This is a genomic window from Tannerella serpentiformis, from assembly GCF_003033925.1.
Taxonomy (GTDB): Bacteria; Bacteroidota; Bacteroidia; order Bacteroidales; family Tannerellaceae; genus Tannerella; species Tannerella serpentiformis.
In genome coordinates this window covers 945,857-971,293 of sequence record NZ_CP028365.1, presented here as the reverse complement: position 1 = coordinate 971,293, position 25,437 = coordinate 945,857, and the positions used below count along the sequence as shown (strand labels likewise).

The following is a 25,437-nucleotide window of genomic DNA, read 5'->3' as shown; positions in this document are numbered from 1 at the left end:
CCTTGCAACTCGTCTTTCCGGGCGCTTGGGGACCGATGCCGTTCCTCCGGATACACAATGGTCGGCAGATGGTTTGACGGATAAAAATGGGAAATCGCTGCATATCTGTGGTTAGAAAAATGATCATGTTCTTTTGACCGTCAGGGGACGGGTGTATCGAATACCTGTCATAGGGGGCAAGGAATCGTATTTTTCAGATCCATTGATGTACCAGGTTGTAGGGGCGTATCGAATACGCCCTCCAGACGGCACCGACGGTGGCGAACACGTGTCTTGCGTTCGTCCCCCTGACGTCCCCGCCAAGGGGACGAATGCAGATACCCGGTTATATCGACGGCTATTTCACGACAACCATCCGGGCCCTATCATGCCCGATTGGGGGGCGTATTCAATACGCCCCTACCCTGACGGTCGAAAAAACACGTTCATTTTTTGAACCCATACGTTTTCAGCATTATCCATTCGGACGAAAAATGGGTACTGTGTGGGTATGATGGTTGATGGATTGTCCTTGCCGGACGGAGTGGGGGCAAAAAATAAACCCCGGGCGTACCTCGACAGGCGAGGCCGTTCCCGGGGAGACTAGATATGAAGAAAAAACTAAAGAAAGTGCGTTCCTTATTCTTCTGGGAGGTGGATCTCGGGGCCGCCACCGCTGCCGCCGGTGCCTCCTCCGCCGCCTTCGGAGGGCTTACCTCCTCCGCCGGTGCCTCCGCTGCCGCCCTCGGGATGCTTACCGCCGCCTCCGGTGCCTCCACCGCCGCCTTCGGGATGCTTACCGCTGCCACCGCCGCCTCCCTCTGGCTTCTTCGGCGTTTCGGGTGTCTTGGGTTGGCCGTCGTCCGGGAGACGGATTTCGGGGTCAGTGCCCTTCTTGGGCTTCTTGGGTTTCTTGGGGTCTTTGGGTTGTTTCCTCCGCTCGGCAGCCAGTCGCTTGAGGGCGAGGCTCTGGCTGTAGTGCGTCTTGGTGTAGCTGAGGACCGTGTTGATGCGATCGATCAGATCACCGACTAACTTCCGATCCTCGTCTGAGGCAGCTGCGATGTAGGCGGCCTCGATGTGACGGAAGATCTTCGTGGCCGTCGCGTCGTTCTTAGCTCTTAGGTCGGTGCCTGCGGTCTGAGTGTCTTCGGCCTCGGCTTTGAGGCGTTGGGTGCGCAGGGTGACAAACTCGTCGTTGATGTTCTTGAGCATAGGCACGGTGGTGGCGAGCCCGAGGGTCGTCAGGTCGGCTGTGGCTTCCGGTTTGCCGAGGTCGAGCAGCAGGCCCGTGACGTGACCGGTCTTGTTGGCGATGTTCTCGCTTTGCAGACCTTTATAGGCGTCTACGATCAGGCAGAGGCGGTGGCCCGCCTTCTGCCTATCCTCAACCATCGAGCGAGCTGCCATGCGGATCTCCTGGAAGAGGGAGGTGACGATCTCGTCACGCTTCTTGTCTTTCTCTTTCAGATACTTAGTCTCCGCGTAAGCTGACGGCTCACGGACGGACTCTTTCTCTTTGTCGATGTCGGACTTCCAGGCGGGAAGATCAGCGGCGTCTAAGAGGATTTTGGCAGGGGCGACGGGCTGTAGTATGTCGTACAGCTGCACCTGCATGTCAATGTGCATACCCAACGGGTAGTGATGATTGATTCCAGAGATGGATTTAACGTCTTTCATTCTCGTATGTGATTTATATATGTGAAAAGTGGGTCTCTCGACACCGCAAATATAGGGTGTATTTTGAATTGCAACTCATTGATGGTAAAAAATGCGAGGCGGGAGGGCTGACCGCCATCGGCCTGCCCTTCTCTATACCTATATATATGGGGAAGCGTCTGGGCCCTGCCGTTCATCTGCCAAGGGGTGGGGGCTAGCCCCCACCGGCCCCTACATGCCTATATCGATATGTATGGGAATCGTCCGGGCCCTACCCTTCGTCTGTCAAGGGGTGGGGGCTAGCCCCCACCGGCCCCCACCTCCTTTTCTTGTCTTGACACAAGAAAAGGAGGCAAAAGAAGGTCAAGGCTACGGTCACCCAAGCTGAAAGACGAGCTGCGGACGCTGAAATCCGAAAAACTTGCGTCGCTACGCTCCGCTTCGGACACTCGGATTTCCGGGCGCGTCCTTGCAACTCGTCTTTCCGGGCGCTTGGGGACCGATGCCGTTCCTCCGGACGCACAATGGTCGACGGATGGTCTGACGGATAAAAAATGGGCATCGCCCTACGCCTTCGGTTCTCGTTTTTTGTCCGTCAGGGTAGGGGCGTATTGCATACGCCCCATTAGACGTCCCCGACAAGGGGATGAAGGCGGGTACCCGGTTATTTCACAGGGTGATTTATTGGGGTTGTCCGGGCCCTATTGTGCCTGATTGTGGGGCGTATGCAATACGCCCCTACGCCTCCGGTTCTCGTTTTTTGTCCGTCAGGGTAGGGCGCAACAGCATACGCCCCATCAGACGTTTCCGACAAGGGGACGAAGGCGGGTACCCGGTTGTGTCGCAGGGTGATTTATTGGGGGCGATCGGGCCCTGCCGTGCCCGTTTGTGGGGCGTATGCAATACGCCCCTACACCTCCGGTCGATTGTTTTCATCCGAATGGGTAGGGGCGTATTGCATACGCCCCATCGGACGTCCCCGACAAGGGGATGAATGCGGGTGCCCGGTTATTTCGTTGGGTGATTTATGGGAATCATCCGGGCTCTATCGTGCTCGATTGTGGGGCGTATGCAATACGCCCTTACGCCTCCGATTCTCGTTTTTTGTCCGTCAGGGTAGGGGCGTATTGCATACGCCCCATCAGGCGTCCCCGGAAAGGGGACGGTGGCGGGTATGGGGGCTGGAATGTCACGTCCGTTTTTGGGACTGCGGAGGGGGCGGAGGGGGCGTGACGGGTTCGTATTTGGGACTGCGGAGGGGTAGGGGCTGCCAATACGGCAGGTATTTTGAACTGCCGAGGGGTGGTGACTGAAAATACGGCAGGTATTTTGAACTCCTGAGGGGTGGAGCATGACAATACGGCACCGAATTTTGCACTCCTACCACTCGGTACTTCAAAATACCTGCCGTATTGTCATACAATAGTGCTCGGTACTTCAAAATACGAACGTGTTAAGGGTACTCCGACCCCTCAGGAGTTCAAAATACGAACGTGTTTTTTCGACCGTCAGGGTAGGGGCGTATCGCATACGCCCTCCAAACGGGCACGATAGGGCCCGGATGGTTGTCCTAAAATAACCATCGATAAAACCCGGTACGGGTGTTCGTCCCCTTAACGGGGCCGCCAGGGAGGGCGTATTCGATACGCCCCTACCCATTCGGACGAAAAACATCGACCGCCGGGCTGTCTAGCTTCAACATAGAGCACAAAAAAATGAACCCCGACTGAGCCGGGGTTCATTGGAGGGTGTCGTCTGTGGGACGGTTGGCCGCGGGGCCTTGACCTTTAGCCGCCGCCGCGCGGACTGCTATTGCGCCAGAGAGAAGCGGAGGCTGATGCCATAGTCAGCGTTGGAGGTCGGATAGGAGTTGTTCGAGATGAGCGGCGTATTGATCTGGAGATCGTAGTAGGCGCGAACGGTAACGGCACGGCTGAAGGCATAGTCGGCAGAGAACTGTAGGCTTTGGGTCATCGTACCGGCGGTCAGCTGCGTATAGGCATTCTCGATCTTACGGATCAGTGACTGCGTGCGGCGGCGGCTGTAATCGAACCGGAGCATGAGGTCGTTACTGAAGTCACCTTTCTTGCGCATCTTCAATACCTTATTAAACTCGGCGTATTTGTAGCCTAAACTCACCGTGAACTCCCCACTGTGGGTCTCGACGACTTGATAAGAGGTGATGTTCAGGTTCAGGTTGCGCGTCTTTTGGTACTTCAGACCGGCCGTGACATTGTTGAGGAACATGGCGTCAATTCCGATGAGGGGCGAGAAAGCCTCAGTGATGCTGACCGACGCTATGTCATACGGTGATGACGGGCGAGGGTCGCCCGAGGCGTCTTTGATGTAACCGCGGTCGCCGCGACCGATGCCGACCCAGGATAGGTGTGACTGGTAGGTGCCGACGGTGTAGACGCAGCGATACTGGTGGCTGAGGGTCATGGTCTTGAAGTGGCGACGGATGAAGGGGATCTGCACGAGTCCGTCGTACGAGAGGCGCCAGTTGGGCAGTAGGCTGAGCATGGAGGGGAAGGCGGTCAGGGCCACGCGGGATGCGCTGCGGCCGGTGTATGCGGCCAGGAAGGCGGGGATGAGTACGTCGGACGCGTTCTGACTGACGGGGCTTTTCGTCGCGTTGTGGGCCTTACCGGCCAGTTCGGACTGGGCTAGGAAGCCTTCGCTGGGATAGGTGGCCCCGTCATACTCACGCTCGATGCGCGAGGCTATGATGGCACGGTTCTCCACGAAACGTCGGAAGGGGCCGGACTCGTAGCCATTGGTGGCGCTGCCGAGGCTGGCAAAGGCGCTACCGATCGTGGAGGTGGTCATCGTGAAGGTGCCTCGGTGCATGGTGGGCATGCCGGAATAGAGATACTGAATCTCCGCGTCGCGGGAGTCCACTCGATTGATGTTGAGCTCGATCTTCATGCCCACGGCGGGTTCGATGGTGGCCGATCCGGTCAAGGTGCGGCTGCTATTGATCTGGGCCAGATAGTTCTGCTCGCTTTCTGTCATCAGCCAGTGGCGGTCGTAAGCCTCGCGGACATAGCTCTCGCGGACGTCGCCAAAAGCAAAACCCCATCCGGGTGCCCGACCGTAGGCCGTGGAGGCTTGCCCAATCCAGTCGCCAATCTGAGGCTGGAAGCCGTCCACCTTCATGCCATCCGTCTGCGAGAACTGTAGGTTGACGCGGCGCACCATCATCAGGAAGCGTGCGGCGTACTCCAGACCCTTGTAAGCGGGCGTTTCCTCTTTGGGCGGGGCAGGGACGACGACGATGCGTAGCTCCACCGAGTCCCGATTCGTAATGCGGATGCGGGCGAAGTCGATCACCTTGTACGTGATGTTGTAGCGCGAGCTGTCGTCGGTTCGCCGCGCCGTGACGCGGGCTAACTTCTTCGTCATCAGGCTGTGCGATACGATCGTGCCACTGTCAGGGCTGAGCCGGATGGTGGCCTCATAATTCTGCTTCACGCGACGTCGGCGGGATCCCTCGCTGCGCTGCGCATCGGCCAGAGCGCCGTATTTCTGGTTCACGGTCTTGAGGAACGAGCTCTTGTTGTAAAGGCCTTGCAGGTTGAGGCCGGCGGTATAATTCATTTGGCGCTGGTTCTTGATCGTGTTACCGGTCTTGGTGGTCTGGTCAACGCGAGAGCCGCTCTCCCAGTTGTACTGCGTATTGTAGGTCATGTTAGCCGCCACCCAGTCGAGGATGGGGATGTATTGCAGGGGCAGGCTGTAGGTGACGTTCAGGGTTTGGTCGTAGAGCAGGGGCGTGCCAAGCTGGGCGATGCTGCGCTTGATGGAGTCCTTCCAGAGCTCATAGTCCGAGCGGTTGAGCTTCTTGTTGACCTGCACGTGCGGCTCCTCGATGCGGGCGTTAGTTCCGGCGGAGAAATCGGCTGTGAGGTTCGTCAGGGGGCTCCATCGGATGCTGAAGCTGCGATCCCAGGTGAATAGGCTGCTGAAGGAGACCGGCAGGGTGGTCGCGGAGGCTGCGTCGTCCAGGTGGTCCATGTCGCGGAGCTGAAGCTCGTTGTAGTTGCGGAGCATGGTGGTCTGGAAGGTGATGGTGGAGGGGAGGTAATTGAAGGCCAGTTGCTTGATATAGCGGGTATAGCCATTGCTCTTCTGCAGCTTCTCGAAGGGCTGGAAGGGTCGGATGTAGGGCGTATAGATGTAGCTGAGGTTGCCCTGATAATTTTTCGTAGTCTCGTAGACCGTCTCTGGGTCTTTCCGTTCACGCTCGTTATAGGCGTAGCCGAAGGAGAAGTTCGACGGGTCGTAAGGCATAGGTGTCTTGCTTTGGATGTTCACGTGCGCGTTCGAAAGGGCGACGCTCTTGGTGGTGACCCTCTGCTGCGTGAGGTTGCGGATGGAGTCCTTTTGGGCCGTGGTTACGGCGGCATCAAGGGCATCGCGGAGGTGGACGTCGCCGTCTAACGGGTTGTATTCCGGCGAGATAGTCTCACGCGAATAGGCATAGTAAAGCGGCAGGTTCACCTGAGCCTTTTCGGGGAAGAACTTGCCGAGCTGGAGGGAGGTAGAGACGGCATACTGGGTGTAGTTATCCATGCTGCGCTCGCCGATGGATTGGTCGATCTGCCCGAATCCGGCTGTCGTGATCCGCCCGGCAGCCTGAATCGTTCCGAGGTCCGAGAGGGCCACACTGAGCGAGCCATTGGCGGCCCATCCGCCTCGCTCGTCGAAGTCGGTCAAGCGAAGCTCGTTGACCCAGACCTCGCCGCTCTTGAGGTCCTTAGCGTTGTTGCGGACGCCGATCATAATCGTGCGCACCTCAGCGAGCGAAGGGTTGCCCACCACGCTCACCTTATTCATCTGCCGCTGCGGATCCATCTCGGAATAGACCGTGGCAAACGATACCCCCGCACGACCCTCACGCTTGGCCCGGTTGCGCTTATTCTTCAGATTGGTAAGCACCTCGGTTGGGAAGTCGATCATATTGCTTTCCGGCCAAACGGTGGAGCGGTCGGCCTCGCTGCTGCTATTGTATCGTCCGGCAGGGGTGAGGGTGAGGGGTACCTCATACTCGTAGTAGTTGTTCTTGTAGTCCGATCCGAGTCGGATGAACACGGACAGCTCGCCATTGGCCAGGCTGGTGACGTCGTTGATCAATCGCTCGGCGTGAACGAAGAGCTGGAGGCGCTTGTAGCGACGCATGTCGTATTTGGTACTCTTGTAGATGGCGCGTGCGTCTTGCGAGGCCAGATTGGTGACCTTCAGCGAGAGGGCCTGCTCGTTTTGCTGCCTGATCTGCGGCTGGCTGGGGTCGGTCATTCGGGTGACGCCCGGGGGCAGGATATAGTTGACCGGCTCGCGGTCGCCATTCTCCTCTATGTTGACGGAAGTGACGTCGAGGGTGCCATTCACGGACGGGGGCGCGCCGATAGGTGCCAGGCTCTGGAGGTAGGTGCGCCAGTCACCGCGAACGAGGTCGAAGGTGCCCAGACGTAGGATGGTGGTCTCGTAAAAGTCAGTCATGTAAAGGCGCATGAAGCGGATACTCTTGTACCCCTGAATGGTGCCCACGCGGCGGAGGTACTCCTTGACCGGTACCTTGAACTGGTACCAGGTGACGGATGTCGTGTCACCATTAGGCAGGCGAACGCGGACGCGTCGCTCGTTGACGATATGGTTCTGCCCCACGACCATGTCCTTAGGGCGGATCGAGACACGATACTCATAATAGCGCTCCAAGTCGCTCATGGTGTTGTCTCCGTTGATGTCTTCCACATCGGGGTTGGTCTTGGATGAGATGTCGTAACTCTCCGGAGAATCTTCCGAGGCGGTGGAGTTGCCCTCCGTACCGTTGTAATGCTTGTATCGGGTGAGGATATCTACCTGATCACGGTCGTAATCCGAACCGCGGAAGTAATGGTAGTCGTCGCCCGCAGGGTCATTGACGGGTGAGAAGGGGTCGTGCTCCCATCGCATCCATGTGTCGGCCGAGACCTTGGCACGCAGCCGTTCCACATAATTCTTATACGTGGGGAAGGCGCGCTCCTCGGTGGAGGAGAGACCGTTAAGGCCCACATCCTGCACACGACGCGCACCGGTGGTGTTGTCAAAGGCATAGACAGTGCTCTGCTGTCGGGGTATCCGACCCCAGACGTTCGTGTCAACCTGGCTCAGGTTGCCGTTGACGGGCAGACCGTTCTCGAAGAACTTCTTGCCGTCCCTCAGTATGTCTTCCGATACGTCGCCGAGATGTAAGAAGAGGTCGCCCCCCTTGGTTGTCTCCCGGTTATAGATGAAGGGATCCATCATCCAAAACTCGATGTACTCAATATTGGAAGCCTCGAAGTCCGTCTGGTCCAGTCGTCGCATCATGCCACCCCAACGGCGCTGCGGATTCGCTAAGGTGCCATCGGCGTTCATGCCATCTACGTCCAGGTTGTAGGGGCCTCGCTCGGTCGGGTAATAGGCCAGGTTGAGGGTGTTAAGCATGTTGGTCTCGTTGTATGCCAAATCCTTGTTGGGATAGATCTCGGAATACTCGATCGGACGGACATAGTGGTTCGAGATGTCCTTGTCCGTAAGATACTTCGGTCGGAGGCTCGAGTTGCGGCGAGTAAAGAGTCCGTCGATGTAATACCAAGCAAAGAGCGCGCGGTTCTTGCCATACTCTGTGTTATTGACGAGTGAGGCCTCGGGGAACTTCGCTGCGGCGCCGTTATCGTAAGGTGTGCTGGCTAGCGACCAGAGGTAGGGGTTCAGTAGGTCGATGCTGTTTCGGGTGGACTCAAAGTCGTCGAGGTAGGAATAGCGACCCGTGTTCTCGTTCTGGTAGTGTCCGGCGATGAGGTGAGCGAACTCCGCATTGAGGGAGATCTGGCTGGGCTGGGTGAGGTTCAAGAGCGGGAGCTTGTCCACTACGTTCGTCAACCACTGACTTTCTCCCTTGTAGGCCAGATTGGCCCCCCAAAGGGTGTTGTTGATCGACTCCTCGCCCATGGCGGTTTTTGTGGTGAGGGGCATTTCGGAGAGGTGCATCACGGTGGCTCCGGCTGAAAAGTGCTTCGAGAACTCATAGTTCAGGTCGAGGCCCATCATCGTTTTGCGTTGCATGCTGTAGACGGACTGGTTCTCTAACGATACACTGATGGAACTGCGATTGGCCAGTACGCTCTCGTTGATGATACTGACGATACCGGAAGCGTAGTCCACGACGTAGTCCACATTCTCGGTCAGTCGAACGCCCCCGGCGGTGACGACAACAGATCCGCGGGCTACGTTGGTCGAACCCAGGTTGATGTCCGATGCCGATGACGCACGGTACTTGCCACGTAGCTTGAACTTGTTCTTCTCTGCAATCTGTTGGGCGACGGTCTTGGTGGAGTCATAGAGTTCCTGAAACACGTACCGATCGGCAATGGCGTTGTTACCGATGGCCTTCCGGAGGTGCCGTCCGAAGGGCTCCACGACGGGGAAGAATATACGTCCGTTGGCGGGTTGGATGGTGTAGCCCTCCACGAAGTCGAACGAACCGTTCGGATAGGGCTCATTGTTGACGTCGAGGCGGTCGAGGTTCATTACCTGTAGCAAGGTACGCCCGGCGATATTTCCCTCTTGGATGCTGTAGACGTAAGTGCCGACCGTGTCGCTCTGGTAGACAATGTCTAGTTTGAAGCGGTCCTTCTGCACGGAGAATGCCTCGAGGGAGTAGACATTCTTCATCATCAGATCCCAGAATGGCATGCCCGGAGCCTCATTGATACCCTTGATCAGCTTGACGAAGAGGCATCCACCGGTGTTATTCGTATTGTCGGTCGAGATCTCTCCCACCTTAAACGTCTGCCCGCCATAGGTGTACTCAAAGGCCACCGCTAAACTTTCGTCTGGTTGCAAGGCGGTCGAGAGGGAGATATACCCTAAGGCCTCGTTAAGCGAATATTCGGAGGGGCTGAGTAGGCGTGCACTACCGATCTTCTCATAGTCGCGCCCGTCCTCCAAGAAGCTCAGTGCCCCGTTGACGCGATCAATGCTGCGCGCATCGGTCAAGGCGTTGACGCGGGAGTAGAGCGTGTTGGCCTCGTTGTGGGTCATCCGCACCGTACCCGAAGCCTGCACCTCAGCCGTGTTGCCGATATGGACGTTCTCACCGAGGTCGGAGAAGGCGACAATGTCTCGCGCCTCATTGTAATTGCCACGGCGGTTGGTCACCCATACCTCTATCTTGGTGATCTTGGCACTCGACGCCACGAGGGGCAACTTGGCCATGGCCTCGTCATAGCGGTCACGGAAGAAATGACCCAGGAAGAAGTGGCGGTTTTCGTCATAGTTGTCGATGTTGATCTCGAAGTCCGTCGTCTGTACGCCCCCCTGCGAGGTGATGGTACGCGACTCGGAGTTCTGTTGGGCCAAGAGGGCGTTGACGCGCAGTTTGCCAAACTGTAGCTCCGTCTTAATGCCGAACAGGGCCGCCCCACCACGAATGAGCGAGTTGCCCGTGTTCAGGCTCACGTTACCGGCCTCGATGTTCTTGATGATCTCGTCTTCGTCGCCCGCGTAGGCTAGATTCAAGCGTGAAGCGTCGAACTCGAACGACGATTGGGTGTTGTAGTTCAGCCCGAAATTGACCTTCGTGCCGACGGAGGCCTGCATGTTGAGCTGTACGTTGTTGTCGAAGTTGAAGAAGGTATGGTTGCGCGATCGTTCGGGCAAGGTGGGGTTCTTCGTGCCACTGGACTTCATGCCCACCTTCATCTCCGCCGTCCCCTGCGACTTGACGCGTATACCTCCGGGGCCGAACACCCGATCAGCGGCACCGATGTTGAAACGCATGTCCATCAAGTTCAGCTTTTCGCCACTTGCCTGTCGGAAGTTCTCGTCGTTTCTCTGGCGATAATAGGCCTTCATCGACTGTTGCATGCTGTACTGCTGGTATTGCTCGGGAGTCATGGTGATGGGTGTGCCGAGCTCCATGTCGCCCACGCGTGTACGGACGATATACCGGTTCGTGAGGATGTCGTACTCAACGGTGGTTTGCAGATTGTCCGGGTTGTGGAGGTCGGCAGGCATGGGCTGTGTCAGGTCGCGGTAGAAGAGGGGAGCGGTGCGTGCCACGGGGAAGCGTGGCTTGCCCAGCGTAGCGATGGTCGGGGGGACGGAGTCCTTGCGCGCGGAGTCAGCCGGAGCCTGCGCTGCGGCGCGCCCTCCGGACCAGAGTATGGCGAAGAAGAGTGCAAGGAGAAGGGTAGAACGATAGGGGCAACCTGTTTTCATACGGATGGGGAATAGTGACGGGAAACGATGCGTCAAGGCGATCAGAGCACTTTCAGGGCACTGCGTACGATCTGTTCGACGGGCATGTTGGGATCCTCCTTGAGGAGTTTCTCGACGGCTTTTTGCGAGGCGTTTTTCTGGAAACCCAGCATGACGAGCGCCGCCACGGCCTCTTCGGACGTGTCTGTCTGTGACCCTCGCGAGGCTGCAGCACGCCGTTCGTCGAGTCCTGCCACGGGACGCACCTTACTCTTGAGGTCGACAACGATGCGCTGGGCCGTCTTGTTGCCGATGCCTTTGACGGTGGTCAGTGTGGCGTCGTCGCCAGAAGCGATGATGTCGATCAGATCCGAGGGCTTGAAGGACGAGAGGATCATGCGCGCGGTGTTCGGCCCGACGCCGGAGACGGATGTGAGCAGCAGGAAGAGCTCGCGCTCTTCGCGGCTGGCAAAGCCGTAAAGCAGGTGGGCGTCTTCACGGATCACTTCGTGGACGTAGATCTTGCCCTCGCGGAGACCGTCGAAGGTGCTGTAGGTGGTCAGTGAGATATTGAGTTCGTAGCCCACGCCGCCGCACTCCATGATCATCAGTGCGGGTTGCAGTTCTACGATTTCTCCTTTGATGTATTCGATCATATATCTATGGGTGGTTCTTGTAGGGGGGATGCTGATTCTATGTTCCAAACAGTTCGGAATGGGATCCTATGCGAGAGAGCCGGATGATCTCTTCGTTGTTTGCGTTAAGTTCTATCCAGATCAAAAGAAGATCGCCTTCGATGTGAAGCTCCATGTATCCGGCATAGTCGCCGATGAGTTTATGAGGCCGCATGGATAAAGGAATCGGGAGTCCTTCTGCCAGTATTTGGATCGCCTTCGTGATCTTGGCTCGCTTCTCCGGCATGTGGCGAAACTTCTTGAGGTCTCTCTTGAACCTCACAGTGTATTCAATCTTCCGCTTCTTCATCTCCGAACAGCGAGGCTTCGATTGTCTCTCGACTGGTTGTATTAACGACGCCGGCTATTTTACCCTCTCTGGCTTCCCGACAGGCTTGCACGGTCTCTTCGTTATAGGGCCTGTATCCCATCTCGTAAAGCAAGGCCTCCAAGTAGCTGCTTAGGCTCTTGTCTTCTTTCTTGGCTTCTTCTTTCAGCTGCTTCAGCACTCCGGAGTTGATCCGAATAGACGCAGCGGATTTCGTGAGAGTCGTATTCATAATCGAGCGATATATCATTTACATGTAAACGTATTTGAGAGGTGTACGGTCGCTTCTGTTTAGGCTATGAAGCCCTCTCAAGAGATTGGTTACGTGTCCCCTCATAACGGCTAAAGGATTGAAAAAGTATAGCGGGAGTCGGGCTCACATATACCGCCGGACGAAGGCGCGGACGCGGGCGGTGTATTCGGCGCGGTGATCGTGATAGGAGAAGGCGTGGGCTGACCCGGGGGCGATCCAGAGCTCGCGGCCGCCACGGCGTTTGGCCTCGTAGAGGGGGTGAACCATCTCGGTGGGCACATAGTCATCTGTCTCGCCGTGGATGAAGAAGATGGGTAGCTCCGAAGCGGCCACTTGCGCCAGCGACGAGGCCTGCAGGAAGTCCCATCCGTAACGCGCGCGGCAGAGCATGCTGGTGGTGTAGAGCAGGGGCATCTCGGGCAGGCCGTACTGCGCGCGTAGCTCCTTGGCAAACTCGTCCCAGACGCTGGTGTAGCCACAGTCTTCGACGAAGCATCGCACGTCGGCCTGCTGCTTTTCGCCGGCCACCATCATCGTCGTGGCGGCGCCCATCGATATGCCGTGCACGGCGATCGTGGCCTCGGGGCCGAAGAGCTCGTCGGCGACGCACGTCCAACGGATCACGTCGTAGCGGTCGAGCCAGCCCATACGGATATAATCGCCACCGCTTTGACCGGCGCCGTAGAGGTCGGGCAGGAGGATGTTGAAGCCCAGGTCGTGGTGATAGAGATAGCCGATCATGAGCATACGCACAGCGCAATCCTTGTAGCCGTGGACGATGACGGCCGATCGGCGCGTGGGCCGTGTGGCGCGGGCGTAGAGGGCATGCAGGCGGACGCCATCGTCGGCGATGATGAACGTGTCGCGCAGGGCACCCGCACGGCGGAGGCTGTCCACCCAAGGCCGCAGGAAGGGGTAAGTCTGAAACATGTAGGCGTACGATCCCTCCGTGTCGCGCCCCTTATTGTCGGCCGGTCGGAGGGCATGGTTGAGCAAGAAGAAGCTGCCTGCGGTGAGCGCCACGATGGCGAGCAGCAGCAGTGTGAGCAGGATGTTGCGTAGTTTTCTCATCATGGCCGCAAAGGTAAGGCCTCGCCGGTGCGCAGCCAGAAAGGGCCTTCGCTCATACGGTGCCTCTCAGGGTGCACCATAAAGGCGTACCTCGCGCCTCCATCGCTTGGGGGAAAATGCTTGCAAGACTCCCTGCAAGTGTTGCATGGTCACGCCGCACATCGTGAAAAGGCTACGCAAGGGGTGTATGGTCGTTTCACACCCTGTGAAAAGGGGGTGCAAGTGTTGCATGATCGTTTCACACCCTGTGAAAAGGGTGTGCAGGTGTTTCATAGTCCCGCCACACACTGTGAAAGGGCTGTGCAGGTGTTGCATGGTCATTTCGCACCCTGTGAAAGGGCTGTGCAGGTGTTGCATGGTCATTTCGCACACTGTGAAAGGGCTACGCAGGTGTTGCATAGTCGTTTCGCACACTGTGAAGGGGCTACGCAAGTGTTGCACACTCGTATCACACACTGCGCCGGCCTGCGCAAGGGGTGCACGGAGGTTTACGCCCCCTCAGGGGATCACTCCGAGCACTGCTCCAGCAGTTCGCTGACTGTGCGACCGAGCGTGGGGTGGACGATCGTGGGGGCGATCTCTGCGAGCGGCTCGAGGACGAAGCGTCGCAGGTGCATCAGTGGGTGGGGCAGGGTTAGGCGGGGCGTGTCGAGACAGGTGTCGGCATAGAAGATGAGGTCGATGTCGATCGGACGATCGGCGTAGGTGCCCCCGGGCGAGGATTTGACGGTGCGGCCCAGCTCACGCTCAATCTGTTGCGTCAGGTCGAGCAAGGGTAGGGGGGCGAGGTCGGTGCGGAGGCTGAGGGCGACGTTGAGGAAGGGGTGGGCCGATTGGAAACCCCACGGCGCGGTCTCATAGCAACGTGACACGGCGATCGTCCTGCCAGCCCGTTCGGCCAGTAGCGCGATGGCCGATGTGATCAGTCGGTGCCGGTCGCCTAAGTTGGAACCGAGGCTGAGGTAGACGTCAGACATTGTTATAGAGGGTAGAGATTAGAGGGTAGAGGGTAGAGATTAGAGGGTAGAGGGTAGAGGGTAGAGGGTAGAGGGTAGAGGGTAGAGGGTAGAGGGTAGAGAGTAGAGAGTGGAGGGTAGAGATTAGAGGATAGAGGGTAGAGGGTAGAGGATAGAGGATAGAGGATAGAGGGTAGGGGGGAGATTAGAGGATAGGGGGTTGAGTCGGATGGTCGAGTGTTTATGCTTTACGCTCTCTTTCGTTTTGCTTCTACCCTCTACTCTCTACCCTCTACCCTCTACCCTCTACCCTCTACCCTCTAATTACAGGATAAGCATCGCGTCGCCATAGGCGCAGAAGCGATATTTCTCCTTGATGGCGATGTCGTAGGCTTCCATCGTCAGCTCATAGCCTGCGAAGGCGGCCGTCATCAGCAGCAGTGTGGAGTAAGGCTGATGGAAGTTGGTGATCATCGAGTTGGCGATGGAGAACTCGTAGGGGATGAAGATGAACTTGTTCGTCCAGCCGTCAAACTCCTTGAGATGCCCGTCCGTACCGACGGCCGTCTCGATGGCGCGCATGACGGAGGTGCCGACGGCGCAGACGCGATGGTTGGTGTCGATGGCCGTATTGACGGCGTCGATCGTCTCGCGACCAATGATCATCTGCTCGGAGTCGATCTTGTGTTTGGAGAGATCCTCGACGTCGATTTCGCGATAGATGCCCAGCCCAGAGTGGACGGTGAGGTAGACGAAGCGGCTGTCCTTGATCTCGAGTCGGCGCATCAGCTCGCGGCTGAAGTGGAGTCCGGCAGCGGGGGCTACGACGGCGCCCTCTTCGGTGGCGTAGATGGTCTGGTAGCGCTCCTTGTCTTCATCCTCGGCCTCGCGGTTCATGTACTTCGGTATCGGTGTTTGGCCCAGTTCATAGAGTTTCTTTTTGAAGGCATCGTGATCGCCTTCGCAGAGGAAGCGCAGCGTACGTCCGCGCGAGGTAGTGTTGTCGATCACCTCGGCGACGAGATCATCCATGTTTTCATTCTTACCGAAATAGAGTTTGTTGCCGATGCGGATCTTACGCGCAGGGTCGACCAGCACGTCCCACAGGCGCAGGCTCTCGTTCAACTCGCGCAGCAGGAAGACCTCGATCCGTGCGCCGGTCTTCTCCTTGTTGCCATAGAGGCGGGCGGGGAAGACGCGCGTGTTGTTCATCACAAACACGTCGCCGGCGCCGAAGTATTTGACCAGGTCTTTGAAAACCCGATGTTCGATCTTACCCGTGTCGCGGTGCACCACCATGAGGCGTGACTCGTCGCGGTAGGGCGCGGGGTGCGTAGCGATCAGTTCTGGGGGCAGGGTGAATTTGTATCTCGAAAGTTTCATGTGGCGTAAAAAGGGTATTTGGTCAGTGATTAAATACGTGTTGAATGCGTCGCGCCGAGGGCACGGTCTAAGAAATCCCCGATCTGATCCGGGGTGATGCAGCGGTCGAGCGTCATGTCGCCGCTGCGTGTACGTTGTAGTTCGATGAGGTGGGCGCCCGACTGGAGCGCCTCGCCGATGTCACGCGCCAAGGCCCGCATGTAGGTGCCTTTGCTGCATACACAGCGGATGCGGATCATGTCCGGCAACTGGCAGTCCAGCAGCTCCATCTCACTGATGACGATCGGCCTCGCCTCCAGCTCCACGTCCTTGCCACGGCGAGCTAAGTCGTAGGCCCGTTTGCCATCCACTTTGCAGGCTGAGAATGTGGGGGGCACCTGTCGGATCTCGCCCGTGAACGCCGTGAGCACTTCCTCCACCATCTCGCGGGTGATGTGGTCTGTGGTGTACGTGGCGTCGATGGGCTTCTCTAAGTCGAACGAGGGCGTGGTGGCGCCCAGTCGCAGTGTGGCGATGTATTCCTTCGTGTGACTTTGCAGCTCCTCGATGCGCTTCGTAGCGCCGCCCGTGCAGAGCACCAAGACGCCCGTGGCCTTCGGATCGAGCGTCCCTGCGTGCCCCACCTTGATCTTCTTCACGCTGAGGCGTCGTGAGAGGGCATAGCGAAACTTGTTGACCACGTCAAACGACGTCCAGTCCAGCGGCTTGTCGAAGCCTACGATCTCCCCCTTCAGAAAGTCCATCACAGCAGCGAATAAACGATGGCCACCGCTCCGGCTATGACACAATAGATGGCGAAATAGATCAGTCGGCCGCGCTTCACCACGCCGATCATCCAGCGGCAAGCCATGACGCCCGTCACGAATGCAGCCAGGAAACCGAGCACCATCGCCGCCGGTGAAATGCCACCGAAAGTTGCCTCGGTCGATCCCGCCTTGAGGATTTTCACGACGTCCAGCAGGGCCTCACCGAGCACAGGGATCAGCACCATCAGAAACGAGAACTTGGCTACCGCCTCACGCTTGTTGCCCAGCACCAGACCCGTCGCAATGGTTGTCCCCGACCGTGACAGTCCGGGCATCACGGCACAGGCTTGCGCCACGCCGATCACGAATGCGTCGCGATACGAGATCTCAGGCTTCTCCATCCGTGGCTTTATGAACGATGCCAAGCCGAGTAGCAACGCCGTCAGCAGCAACATGCAGCCCACGACGAGCAATCCCTCGCCAAACACAGCCTCTACCCAGTCGCGGAAGAACAGCCCCACAATGCCCACTGGCACGGCCGACAGCAACAGCTTACCGACCATCGCTGTCTCGTCGTTTCGCCGAAAAGCAAACAGTCCGCGGATCAGCTCACCGATCTCGCTACGCAGCACGACCAACGTACTGAATACCGTAGCCACATGGAGCAGCGTCGTGAAGGCCAGCATCTCCTTCCCGCTATTCATGCCGAACAGCGTGCCCGCTATTGTCAAGTGGCCGCTGCTGCTGACGGGCAGAAACTCTGTCAGGCCTTGGATCAGGCCCAGAACAATCGCTTCCGCCTCGTTCATGCCTCCGTCTGATCCTTGTCCGACGCCGTCTTACGGTCGCCCACCAAAATCCCGAAGACCATCAGTATAAATCCGGCCATCGTCACGATCGGTGCCACCGAGATCCGTTGTTTGCTAAAGATCGCAGGATTGAACGACACGCCGTCCGTCGACCCGCCACCGCTCATCAGCATAAAGCCCACAGCGATCAGCACCACCGCGGCCCCGATCAGCATAAAGTTGAGTTTCCCCAACGCAAAATCTTTCATCTTATCTTCTTTATCCATGATTCAAATCACACATATAATAGGTATTGCCGTCCGCTACTTCTCACTCTCCCCTTACACGACTCCGGACTACACCGAATACAGCTGCCCCCGCTCCATATACAGATAGCGGTTCACGGAGAAATACGCCGCACCGACCGACAGCGCCACGCCCAGCAATGGCAGCACGAGGCACACCGTCACGACCCCACCCACGGGCAGGATACGGTCCAGTCCGCTTAGTTCGTTCTGTAGATAGACAGCCGTCAGCGCCAGCAACATGTCGGCCAGTCCACCCGCCACCGCACCGTTCACTACGGCGCTGCGGATGAATGGCCGTCGGATGAATTCCGGCGTAGCGCCCACCAGTCGCATGGTGTAAATCAGAAAACGTTTCGAGTAAATCAGGAGGCGGATCGTGTTGCTGATTAGTACGAACGAGATCACCATGAGCAGCGCGATCAGCAGTGCCAGCACCAACCCGATGCGCCGGATATTGTCGTTCACTGTCTGCATGATGTCCTTGCGATAGGCCAGCTCCATCACGCGCACATCGGCCGTCAGTTTCTTCTCAATCTCTCGGAGATTCTCCGCGTTCGCATATTCCGACTTCAGCGTCACGCCGATCGAAGCATGAAACGGATTGTAGCCTAAAAACACCTCCGGATCCTCCCCCAGCTCGGCTTTCATCTCCTCCGCCGCCTCAGCCTTCGAGACGTACTCCGTGGAGCGCACGAACGGCTGCGCCTCGAGGTAATCCTGCATGCGGCGAATATCCGACTCGCGCAGGTCGTCCTTCAGTACGACCGAGAACGCCAGATTCTCCTTCATGTACACCGACAGTCCGCGGCTCAACAGCCCAAACACAAAAAAAACGCCCGTCATGTACAGCGCCAATGCGATGCTGATGACGGAGGTCAAACGTGAGCTGAAAAAGGATGCCGAACCGGATTTTTTATAGGCCATGCGATGCGCGCGGGGATGATGATGAGCGCGCAAAAGAAAGGCTAATCCACGGCCCGCTCGCCCCCTTTGTGATATTTAACAGCCTCCAAAACACCTCTCAAGCCGACTTCGAGGCGTCAATCGAACACCTCCCGACCCAGCAGCGTGGCTGATGTGGCCTCCTCGACCTCGACCCGCACAAAGTCCCCGATCCGATGCCCGCCGCGGTCGAAAACAACCACCTTATTGTGCTCCGTTTTCCCGTACATCCGCTCCCGAGAACGCTTCGAGAAGCCCTCGACCAAGATCTCGAATCGACGCCCCACATCTCGCCGATTGCTCGCCTCCGAGAGCTCGTTCTGCAGCGCAATCATCTCCTGTAGCCGCCGCACCTTCACCTCCTCCGGCACGTCGTCCTCGAGGTGCCGCGCCGCATACGTCCCCGGCCGCTCCGAGTACTTGAACATGAAGGCTGAATCGTAGCCCACTTCACGCATCAGCGAGAGCGTCTCCTGGTGATCCGCCTCCGTCTCGGAGTGGAAGCCGCAAAAGAGATCTGTCGAAATGGCACACCCGGGCAGGATCCGCCGAATGGCTGCTATCCGGTCCAGATACCACTCCCGGGTGTAGCCTCGCTTCATCACCGCCAGCATCCGCGAGCTGCCCGACTGCGCTGGCAGGTGGATGTATTTGCAGATGTTCCGGTGTGCCGCCATCACGTGCAGCATCTCGTCGCTCATGTCCTTCGGGTGCGACGTCATGAAGCGGATCCTGACGTCCGGAGCCGCCTCCGCAGCCCGCTCCAGCAGCCGCGCGAAGCTCACTTCCTCGCCCTCTGCCGACCGATAGAGATACGAGTTCACATTCTGCCCCAGCAGCGTCACATCGCGGTATCCCTTCGCCCGCATATCCTCGATTTCGGACAGGATGCTGTCCACATCGCGGCTCCGCTCCCGCCCCCGCGTGTAGGGCACAATGCAGTACGAACAGAAGTTATTGCACCCCCGCATGATCGAAACGAACCCCGTCACATGCACCCCAGCCATCTTCAATGGCTTCACGTCGCGATACGTTTCCTCCGTCGAGAGTGACACATTGACAGCCTTCTCGCCGCGCTCCACCGCCCCCACGAGGTTCGGCAGGTCCATGTACGAATCCGGCCCCGCCACCAGGTCCACACCATGCTTCTCGACCAGCTCCTCCTTGGCTCGCTCGGCCATGCAACCCAGCACACCGACGATCAGCCGCGGCCGTCCCCCGCGTTTCAGCGACCGGAAATATTGCAGCCGGCTCACCACCCGCTGTTCCGCATTGTCGCGCACCGAACACGTGTTCACGAACACCGCGTCTGCCTCCTCCAGGTTGGCCGTCAGCTCGTAGCCATCGGTTTGCATCACCGACGCCACCACCTCCGTGTCCGCCACATTCATTTGGCACCCGTACGTCTCCACATACAACTTTTTCGTCTCTCCCTTCATCTTTTCGTTCATCGTATACCTTAAAAAAATCGGGCGGCAAAGGTAGCCGCCGACCCGAATCTCCCATTGATCGAGGCGACAGCCTTTCCCATTCGCCTCTCTCTCCGAAAAACGCGCGCAATCGGTTTCACTCCCGCCGTGATGGCCCCAAAAACGGCTCAAGGGCTAAAACTGTGATTCTTCAAGGCACTGTTTTATTCATAGACATACTATCCAAAAACTTACATTTACTGTTTTGATCATAAACAGTAAGTCTAAAACATTACTCGATCTGTCTTTGTTTCATACAGCCTTACTTTTGTTTTATAGGTACTATCTATCAAACAAACAACTTATAGAATCATTTATACATACCGTACGCGATCAAAATAAGTATGTAACTCATTTTTATATTCTGATCATGACATAAATGAACTGCATATCGCATTTTACTCCTTGTCTATGATCGATATAATTTTCTAAACATTTTATTCAGCTCGTTTTTGTCATAGACAGCATGATATATCTCTTAGATAGCTTTTTTTGATCATAAACGAGATTTCGAGCTATTTCTACATAAGGATATGCATCCAAACAGAATGAAATCACTTTTTGAATAGGCGTCAATAGAAAGAAATAGGGATAAAATACATGGGAGATCCCGTCAATGAGATAAACGCTTTGGAAACACTTTTGGATATAGTTTCTATGAATAAAACATCTGGTTGAAAGTCCATGACATTTGCTTCGCATTCGTTTTTGAGGGTTGCCTGAGGGCGGGAAAAGCCGATGGCGTAACGCTTGGGGGTGTCACGATCCGGGCGAAGCCGATGGCGTGCGTTTTTGGAGGACGAAGCGGGGTGGAGGTTCGCGTCGTGCGGGGTTTGGGGACAAAAAAAAGCATCCCCCACCGCGATGGTGGAGGATGCACGAAAGACGTTAAAGAGGCAGGGCTCAAGAGCCCGCTTTTCATTCGATGCGCTTACTGTTCTTGTTGAAGAAGATGTGCGCCAAGTAGCCGCAGATGATCAATGCCAGCCCGAGGAGGAGCATGGTGTTACTGCTTGTGTCGCCTGCCGTGGTAGCAGCCAAAACGCCGACGCCGATGAGGAGGATCAGGATCCCTAAATACTTCAAAGCACCCATAGTTCGATCTATTACTGTTGATTGATTACGATTTCTACGCACAAAAGAAGGGATAAAAATCAGATCGCATGCGCGGGGCGCTGTAAAAAGTGCCTGAGGGAACGAGGCAAGGGACGTATCTTTGTTGCAAGAAAAGACTGACAAAAACGATGGCTAAATTGCTTTATCCCATTTATTTCATCCTGATCGCGCTGCCGCTGTTTGTCCTGCTGACGGCGCTGACGGCGCTCTTGACAACGGTAGGCTGCCTGCTGGGTGGGGAGCGCGTTTTCTCGTATTACCCGGGCATGATTTGGTCGCGGCTGACATGCCTATTGGTGCTTTCGCCGGTGCATGTGCGGGGGCGCGAACATCTGCAGCGGGGCCGCTCGTACGTCTTCGCGGCCAATCATCAGGGGGCGTTCGACATTTTTCTGGTTTACGGCTTCATCGGCCTCCCGATCAAGTGGATGATGAAGGCTGGGCTGGAGCGCATTCCGCTGGTGGGCTATGCATGTCGGGCCGCGGGGTTCATTTTCGTGGATAATTCGTCGCCGCGGGCTGCACGCCGCAGCATCGCGGAGGCTGAGCGACGGCTGAAGGACGGCTTCTCGCTGGCCGTCTTCCCCGAGGGTTCGCGGTCGAAGACGGGGCGGATGGGACGCTTCAAGAAGGGGGCGTTTCAGGTGGCGCTCGACCGGGGGCTGCCCGTGGTGCCGATCACGCTCAATGGGCCGTATCACGTTTTGCCGATCGGCCGTTGGTTGGCCTGGCCACACCGCCTGGAGATGGTGATTCATCCGCCGATTGATTGCGGGACGTTGGCCGAGGGTGAGGATGAGTTTGCGCGTATGCAGCAGGTGGCCGACCGTACGCGTGAGACGATTGCTTCGGCGCTCTGGCCGGAGTTCCGATGACCTATCGTCCGGCCCACCGGATCCATCCGCAGCGGCTGACGGTCAGTCCGACGCCGGTTCGGGGGCCGATCAGGCTACCGCGATCGAGGGCCAGCGTGGCCGTAAACTCCCAGCCAGACGGCGCCGCGCTGTGAGCGTCGGGCAGGAGGTAACGGATGTCGAGGCTGAGGGAGGTGTTGTCAAGCGGGCGCAGCGTGGGGGCGTAGGGCGTGCCGTAGCTGCGGAGGGTCGAGAGGCGGGCACGCCAACCCCAAGATCCGGCGATGCGTCCTTCGGCGCCGATGTGCCATGCGCGGATGCGGTTGTGGAGGAAGGCGGGCGAACGGTTGGCGTTGTAGGTGGGCGAGAGGAGGAGAGGCGAGCCGATGGCACGTCCGAAGTAGGACGCTCCGGTGGTGTACTCACCGTTATTATAATAGTTGTCCGCACCGCCACCGTAGCCGGGATATTTCTTGTGGTCATACTGGATGAAGTGGAAGGGGCCGCTCTGATCCATCGTCGAGAGGTGCTCCACAACGATGCGGCGCACGTATGGGAAGGTGGGCAGGTCGATGGAGATTCCCGCCAGGCCGTCGAGCCCGTTGTACCATTCGATTCCGGAGCGATCCTCCCAGAAGTGCTGGTAGTAGGCGGAGATGGCGAAGCGTGGGCCGGCGTAGTCGAGGCGGAAATCGAATGTGCCGTAATGATTGCCCAGCACGTTGATCTGATCCGAGACGGTGGCGTCGCTACCGCCCGATTGCCCGAGGACGATGCGCGCAAAGTCTTTCAGCGACTGCGGCTGACGACCCATCTTGGGCAAGGTCGATGTGCCGCCCCACTGCGCCATGTGGCGTATGCCAATCGTGAAGGCGAGCGGAAGGGATGCAGGGCGAGGATCGCGGAGGCGGAGGTAGAGCGCTTTGCGGTGCCACAGGACGCCCTGCACATAGTGACGCTCGGGGGCGATGGCGGTGCGCAGATAGTCTGTGTCGAACGATCGTCCCACGGCGAAGTCGCCGCCTGCCGCGAGCCATCCGCCTGTCAGCGGGACGGCCGTGAGGCGTGGCGTGTAGAGCGTGATCTCGGGGATGGGACGTGCGTTGGGCGAGAGGAGCAAGTCGCCGCTGCTTAGCGTTGGGTCGGGGCTGGTCGGGCGAGATGCTGCGGCGTTACCATCCCACGCGCCACTGCCGATGGAGAGCGCGAGTCGGTCGCGGTAAGAGAGCGCGGCGTAAGCCTCCTCGACGAAGACGTGTCGCCCGATGCGTGGTGTGGCGGCTACGAGGCTCATCGCCGCCTCCCACTGCCAACGGTCGGTGAGCCGTCCCGTGTGTTGCACGCCTGCCTGCATGTAGCCACCGAAACGGGCGATGTCTATGGGCATCCGTCCGTGCGTGTGGCTGGCCATCCAGAAGGGTGTGCCGCCGTCGGCACCGGCGCCGGAGAACGATACCTTATATAAGGTGCCGGCAGAGGGTGGGACAGAGGCCGTAGAGTCGGCGACTTCGTCTGCATAAACGTGAACTGAAAGCGCAAGGGTCATCCATGCGAGGATGTGGCGGAGGGAGGAATGGGTGATGTGCATAATCAGAAATAATACGGGCGGCAAAGCTATCGTAGCGGCTTCATCTTGTGGCACAATACCCTGACGGTTGTGCAGGTAAGTCGAATATCTATCTTTGCGGCCGAATTTTTTAAGCGTAAGTAATACACATATGAACAATTACGAAACCGTTTTCATTTTAACTCCCGTTTTATCTGAAGCACAGGTAAAGGAAGCGGTAGACAAAGTGAAGGCCGCACTGGGGACAGTGAAGGCAGAGATTGTGAACGAAGAGAATTGGGGGCTGAAGAAGCTGGCTTACCCGATCGACAAGAAGACGACGGGCTTCTACTGGCTGCTTGAGTTCAAGGCCGTACCCGAAGCCGTGGAAGTGTTGGAGACGCAGTTCCGCCGTGACGAGCGTGTGATCCGCTTCCTGACCTTCCGTCAGGACAAGTTCGCCGCTGAGTACGCAGCCAAGCGCCGCGGCCTGAAGGCATCGAAAGAGAGAGAATCGGCAGAGAAAGCTAACCAGTAAACAAGGAGGATTAAACCACATGGCAACGACAAACACCCCCACAGGTAACAACCAGTCTGAACTCCGCTACCTGACCCCGATGTCGAAAGACGTCAAGAAGAAGAAGTACTGCCGCTTCAAGAAAAGCGGAATCAAATACATCGATTATAAGGATCCCGACTTCCTCAAGAAGTTCCTCAACGAGCAAGGCAAGATCCTGCCCCGACGCATCACCGGCACCTCGCTGAAGTTTCAGCGTCGCGTGGCCCAGGCCGTTAAGCGTGCTCGCCACTTGGCCCTGCTGCCTTACGTAACCGATTTGATGAAATAACCCCCGTTAAAGCGAAACAGAACTATGGAAGTTATATTGAAAGAAGACGTAGCCAACCTGGGCTACAAAGACGATATCGTACACGTAAAGGACGGTTACGGACGCAACTTTCTGATCCCGCAGGGGAAGGCCGTGATCGCCTCAGAGTCTGCCCGCAAAGTGCTCGCAGAAGTGCTCAAGCAGCGCGCTCACAAGATTGCCAAGATCAAGGAAGAAGCCGAGGCACTGGCCGAAAAGATGAAGGGCGTATCGCTCACCATCGGCGCCAAGACCAGCTCCACGGGTACGATCTTCGGCTCGGTGACGAACATTCAAATCGCAGAAGAGCTGGCTAAGCTGGGCTTCGAGGTCGATCGTAAGATCATCCGTATCAAGGAAGACGCAGTGAAGGAAATCGGCTCGTATAACGCCACGGTGAGACTCCATAAGGAGGTGTCGGTGGAGATCCCCTTCGAGGTGATCTCGGAGGCATGACCCCACACCCGGAGTCTTTTCCAGAAACCGGATAGAAGCAGAAGAGAGTGTCCGAACATGAGCGTTCGGGCGCTCTCTTTTTTTGCACCCCAACAGATGCTCCTCCCCACCGCCTACTTAGGCCCCATCCCCTACTACCGCCTCATGCACCGCGCCGCCGAGGTGCGCATCGAGGCCTGGGAACACTACCCGAAACAGACGCTCCGCAACCGTTGCCTGATCGCCACCGCCGGCGGTGTGCAGGCGCTCACTGTGCCCGTCGTACGGCCTGACAACCCCAAGGCGCCTACGCGCGACATCCGCATCTCCGACCACGGTCGGTGGCGCCATCTGCACTGGCAAGCCCTGGTCTCGGCCTACGGCATGAGCCCCTTTTTCGAGTATTACGCCGACGACTTCGCGCCGTTTTATGAGCGGCCTTACACGTTTCTGATCGACTACAACATGGCGCTCCAGTCGCTCGTCTGCGAGCTGCTCGACATCAGCCCGACGGTCGGCCTGACCGAGGCGTACATGCCCCCGGGGTCCGTGGCGGACGACCTGCGCGAGGCCTTCACGCCGCGTACGCCACGCCCCGAGCACCCCGACCTGCCGCCGCCGCGGCCCTACTACCAAGTCTTTGGGCGCAAGCACGGCTTCCAGCCCGACCTTAGCATCGTCGACCTGCTCTTCAATATGGGGAACGAGAGCGTGCTGTATTTATAGCCCATGCACGTTCGCTCTGGGGGGAGGGAGGCCTCTCGCCGGGCCGCTTCCTCAGAGTAAATTCCTCCAACCGACCTCTTTTGAAGGAATTTCTCCGAGTAAATTCCTCCAAC

20 protein-coding genes are annotated in these 25,437 nt (G+C 57.7%); 5 read left to right on the top strand and 15 right to left on the bottom strand.

The genetic code is table 11. The features are described 5' to 3' along the window. Nucleotides 1-618: 618 nt before the first annotated feature. The 14 genes from C7123_RS04025 to C7123_RS13125 all read right to left on the bottom strand — a co-directional run bounded on the left by C7123_RS04025 (nt 619) and on the right by C7123_RS13125 (nt 20,876). Nucleotides 619-1,659: a DUF6261 family protein gene (locus C7123_RS04025; protein WP_069175860.1), complete on the bottom strand. Its 1,041-nt coding sequence runs from the start codon at nt 1,657-1,659 to the stop codon at nt 619-621. Nucleotides 1,660-3,447: 1,788 nt separating this feature from the next. Continuing rightward, the gene (sov, locus tag C7123_RS04020) at nt 3,448-10,884 is read right to left on the bottom strand and encodes a T9SS outer membrane translocon Sov/SprA (RefSeq protein WP_083206962.1); all 7,437 of its coding nucleotides are present in this window, start codon (nt 10,882-10,884) and stop codon (nt 3,448-3,450) included. Between the two features lie 41 nt (nt 10,885-10,925). After that, entirely contained in the window at nt 10,926-11,519 is a 594-nt protein-coding gene (gene ruvA / locus C7123_RS04015; protein ID WP_037982919.1) for a Holliday junction branch migration protein RuvA, read from the bottom strand. Between the two features lie 37 nt (nt 11,520-11,556). Then, nucleotides 11,557-11,820 carry a type II toxin-antitoxin system YafQ family toxin gene (locus C7123_RS04010; RefSeq protein WP_237269275.1) on the bottom strand — a complete coding sequence of 88 codons (264 nt, stop codon included), beginning with the start codon at nt 11,818-11,820 and terminating at the stop codon, nt 11,557-11,559. 7 nt (nt 11,821-11,827) lie between these two features. Continuing rightward, nucleotides 11,828-12,097 carry a hypothetical protein gene (locus C7123_RS04005; RefSeq protein ID WP_069176425.1) on the bottom strand — a complete coding sequence of 90 codons (270 nt, stop codon included), beginning with the start codon at nt 12,095-12,097 and terminating at the stop codon, nt 11,828-11,830. Nucleotides 12,098-12,241: 144 nt separating this feature from the next. Further along, nucleotides 12,242-13,192: an alpha/beta hydrolase gene (locus C7123_RS04000; RefSeq protein ID WP_069175859.1), complete on the bottom strand. Its 951-nt coding sequence runs from the start codon at nt 13,190-13,192 to the stop codon at nt 12,242-12,244. 503 nt (nt 13,193-13,695) lie between these two features. After that, the gene (gene folK / locus C7123_RS03995) at nt 13,696-14,166 is read right to left on the bottom strand and encodes a 2-amino-4-hydroxy-6-hydroxymethyldihydropteridine diphosphokinase (RefSeq protein WP_069175858.1); all 471 of its coding nucleotides are present in this window, start codon (nt 14,164-14,166) and stop codon (nt 13,696-13,698) included. Nucleotides 14,167-14,469: 303 nt separating this feature from the next. Then, a complete protein-coding gene (gene queA / locus C7123_RS03990; RefSeq protein WP_069175857.1) occupies nt 14,470-15,528 on the bottom strand; it encodes a tRNA preQ1(34) S-adenosylmethionine ribosyltransferase-isomerase QueA in 1,059 nt (352 codons plus the stop codon). Nucleotides 15,529-15,557: 29 nt separating this feature from the next. Continuing rightward, nucleotides 15,558-16,271 carry a tRNA pseudouridine(55) synthase TruB gene (truB, locus tag C7123_RS03985; RefSeq protein ID WP_069175856.1) on the bottom strand — a complete coding sequence of 238 codons (714 nt, stop codon included), beginning with the start codon at nt 16,269-16,271 and terminating at the stop codon, nt 15,558-15,560. Beyond that, the gene (locus C7123_RS03980) at nt 16,271-17,083 is read right to left on the bottom strand and encodes an undecaprenyl-diphosphate phosphatase (RefSeq protein ID WP_069175855.1); all 813 of its coding nucleotides are present in this window, start codon (nt 17,081-17,083) and stop codon (nt 16,271-16,273) included. The genes truB and C7123_RS03980 overlap by 1 nt, the downstream gene beginning before the upstream one ends. Continuing rightward, on the bottom strand, nt 17,080-17,349 hold the full coding sequence (locus tag C7123_RS03975) for a DUF3098 domain-containing protein (RefSeq protein ID WP_037998742.1): 270 nt from the start codon (nt 17,347-17,349) through the stop codon (nt 17,080-17,082). Before C7123_RS03975 ends, C7123_RS03980 begins: the two co-directional genes overlap by 4 nt. 69 nt (nt 17,350-17,418) lie before the next feature. Further along, entirely contained in the window at nt 17,419-18,294 is an 876-nt protein-coding gene (locus tag C7123_RS03970) for a cell division protein FtsX (RefSeq protein ID WP_069175854.1), read from the bottom strand. 116 nt (nt 18,295-18,410) lie between these two features. Then, nucleotides 18,411-19,763, bottom strand: coding sequence for a tRNA (N6-isopentenyl adenosine(37)-C2)-methylthiotransferase MiaB (miaB, locus tag C7123_RS03965; protein WP_038012220.1), 1,353 nt, complete (start codon nt 19,761-19,763; stop codon nt 18,411-18,413). A 936-nt stretch (nt 19,764-20,699) separates the two neighbouring features. Further along, nucleotides 20,700-20,876 carry a hypothetical protein gene (locus C7123_RS13125; protein WP_173897000.1) on the bottom strand — a complete coding sequence of 59 codons (177 nt, stop codon included), beginning with the start codon at nt 20,874-20,876 and terminating at the stop codon, nt 20,700-20,702. A 149-nt stretch (nt 20,877-21,025) separates the two neighbouring features. Between C7123_RS13125 and C7123_RS03960 the strand changes: the two genes are divergently transcribed. Beyond that, nucleotides 21,026-21,772, top strand: a complete 747-nt coding sequence (locus tag C7123_RS03960) for a lysophospholipid acyltransferase family protein (protein ID WP_037986106.1) — start codon at nt 21,026-21,028, stop codon at nt 21,770-21,772. 1 nt (nt 21,773) lies between these two features. On the opposite strand, the gene C7123_RS03955 is transcribed toward C7123_RS03960, so the two are convergent. Next, nucleotides 21,774-23,339 (bottom strand): capsule assembly Wzi family protein, encoded by a 1,566-nt coding sequence (locus C7123_RS03955; RefSeq protein ID WP_069175853.1) that lies wholly within the window; start codon nt 23,337-23,339, stop codon nt 21,774-21,776. Between the two features lie 130 nt (nt 23,340-23,469). Between C7123_RS03955 and rpsF the strand changes: the two genes are divergently transcribed. The 4 genes from rpsF (at nt 23,470) to C7123_RS03935 (ending at nt 25,324) form a co-directional block, all read left to right on the top strand. Continuing rightward, nucleotides 23,470-23,835: a 30S ribosomal protein S6 gene (gene rpsF / locus C7123_RS03950; protein WP_037982864.1), complete on the top strand. Its 366-nt coding sequence runs from the start codon at nt 23,470-23,472 to the stop codon at nt 23,833-23,835. Nucleotides 23,836-23,854: 19 nt separating this feature from the next. Next, nucleotides 23,855-24,145, top strand: a complete 291-nt coding sequence (gene rpsR, locus C7123_RS03945; RefSeq protein WP_069175852.1) for a 30S ribosomal protein S18 — start codon at nt 23,855-23,857, stop codon at nt 24,143-24,145. A 24-nt stretch (nt 24,146-24,169) separates the two neighbouring features. Further along, a complete protein-coding gene (rplI, locus tag C7123_RS03940; RefSeq protein ID WP_037982859.1) occupies nt 24,170-24,619 on the top strand; it encodes a 50S ribosomal protein L9 in 450 nt (149 codons plus the stop codon). A 96-nt stretch (nt 24,620-24,715) separates the two neighbouring features. After that, nucleotides 24,716-25,324, top strand: coding sequence for a WbqC family protein (locus tag C7123_RS03935; RefSeq protein WP_237269274.1), 609 nt, complete (start codon nt 24,716-24,718; stop codon nt 25,322-25,324). The last annotated feature ends 113 nt before the right edge of the window (nt 25,325-25,437 follow it).

Excerpts from the sequence above, each read along its gene's own strand:
- C7123_RS04025 (WP_069175860.1), bottom strand. The coding sequence starts at position 1,659 with ATGAAAGACGTTAAATCCATCTCTGGAATCAATCATCACTACCCGTTG.
- sov (WP_083206962.1), bottom strand. The coding sequence starts at position 10,884 with ATGAAAACAGGTTGCCCCTATCGTTCTACCCTTCTCCTTGCACTCTTC.
- ruvA (WP_037982919.1), bottom strand. The coding sequence starts at position 11,519 with ATGATCGAATACATCAAAGGAGAAATCGTAGAACTGCAACCCGCACTG.
- C7123_RS04005 (WP_069176425.1), bottom strand. The coding sequence starts at position 12,097 with ATGAATACGACTCTCACGAAATCCGCTGCGTCTATTCGGATCAACTCC.
- C7123_RS04000 (WP_069175859.1), bottom strand. The coding sequence starts at position 13,192 with ATGATGAGAAAACTACGCAACATCCTGCTCACACTGCTGCTGCTCGCC.
- folK (WP_069175858.1), bottom strand. The coding sequence starts at position 14,166 with ATGTCTGACGTCTACCTCAGCCTCGGTTCCAACTTAGGCGACCGGCAC.
- queA (WP_069175857.1), bottom strand. The coding sequence starts at position 15,528 with ATGAAACTTTCGAGATACAAATTCACCCTGCCCCCAGAACTGATCGCT.
- truB (WP_069175856.1), bottom strand. The coding sequence starts at position 16,271 with ATGGACTTTCTGAAGGGGGAGATCGTAGGCTTCGACAAGCCGCTGGAC.
- C7123_RS03980 (WP_069175855.1), bottom strand. The coding sequence starts at position 17,083 with ATGAACGAGGCGGAAGCGATTGTTCTGGGCCTGATCCAAGGCCTGACA.
- C7123_RS03975 (WP_037998742.1), bottom strand. The coding sequence starts at position 17,349 with ATGGATAAAGAAGATAAGATGAAAGATTTTGCGTTGGGGAAACTCAAC.
- C7123_RS03970 (WP_069175854.1), bottom strand. The coding sequence starts at position 18,294 with ATGGCCTATAAAAAATCCGGTTCGGCATCCTTTTTCAGCTCACGTTTG.
- miaB (WP_038012220.1), bottom strand. The coding sequence starts at position 19,763 with ATGAACGAAAAGATGAAGGGAGAGACGAAAAAGTTGTATGTGGAGACG.
- C7123_RS13125 (WP_173897000.1), bottom strand. The coding sequence starts at position 20,876 with ATGGGTGCTTTGAAGTATTTAGGGATCCTGATCCTCCTCATCGGCGTC.
- C7123_RS03960 (WP_037986106.1), top strand. The coding sequence starts at position 21,026 with ATGGCTAAATTGCTTTATCCCATTTATTTCATCCTGATCGCGCTGCCG.
- C7123_RS03955 (WP_069175853.1), bottom strand. The coding sequence starts at position 23,339 with ATGCACATCACCCATTCCTCCCTCCGCCACATCCTCGCATGGATGACC.
- rpsF (WP_037982864.1), top strand. The coding sequence starts at position 23,470 with ATGAACAATTACGAAACCGTTTTCATTTTAACTCCCGTTTTATCTGAA.
- rpsR (WP_069175852.1), top strand. The coding sequence starts at position 23,855 with ATGGCAACGACAAACACCCCCACAGGTAACAACCAGTCTGAACTCCGC.
- rplI (WP_037982859.1), top strand. The coding sequence starts at position 24,170 with ATGGAAGTTATATTGAAAGAAGACGTAGCCAACCTGGGCTACAAAGAC.
- C7123_RS03935 (WP_237269274.1), top strand. The coding sequence starts at position 24,716 with ATGCTCCTCCCCACCGCCTACTTAGGCCCCATCCCCTACTACCGCCTC.